Raw genomic sequence first — 474 nt, forward strand, 5'->3', positions numbered from 1 at the left:
TTGTTAAAAGGCGTGTGACTGCGCGCAAGTATCGGATACCGGCTCAGCGCGTGAAATATGTTTGCTTTTTGCTTAGTATCGATTGGAGTCCTGAGCAAATTTCCAATGTGCTTACAAGCGTAGGTGAAACCGTCAGCCATGAGTGGATTTATCGTTATATAGCTCGAGATAAATGTCGAGGTGGTAAGCTCTATCGCCACTTAAGACAAGGACATAAGCGATATCGTAGAGGCCAAAAAGATAAGGCACCAACGATTAAAAATGCGATATCAATTGATGACCGACCAGTGATTGTTGAAAGTCGAGAACGATTTGGCGATTGGGAAATTGACACAGTGTTAGGTAAGCATGGAACAGGCGCGATAGTGACCATTTTAGAGCGAAAAAGTCGTTTTTATTTAGCGAAAAAAGTGCCATCAAAATCGGCTGATGCAGTCACAAAGGCGACAATAGAGATGCTTATGCCATTTAGAG

Annotated in this window: 1 protein-coding gene; it reads left to right on the plus strand. The window is 42.8% G+C overall.

Features of this window, described 5'->3' with window-relative positions; genetic code table 11:
- Window positions 1–474 (plus strand): IS30 family transposase (locus tag L1077_RS27225; protein ID WP_237139891.1); only part of this gene is annotated, 474 nt, incomplete at both ends.

The sequence above is a fragment of the Pseudoalteromonas luteoviolacea genome, from assembly GCF_021654285.1.
Lineage (GTDB): Bacteria > Pseudomonadota > Gammaproteobacteria > Enterobacterales > Alteromonadaceae > Pseudoalteromonas > Pseudoalteromonas luteoviolacea_J.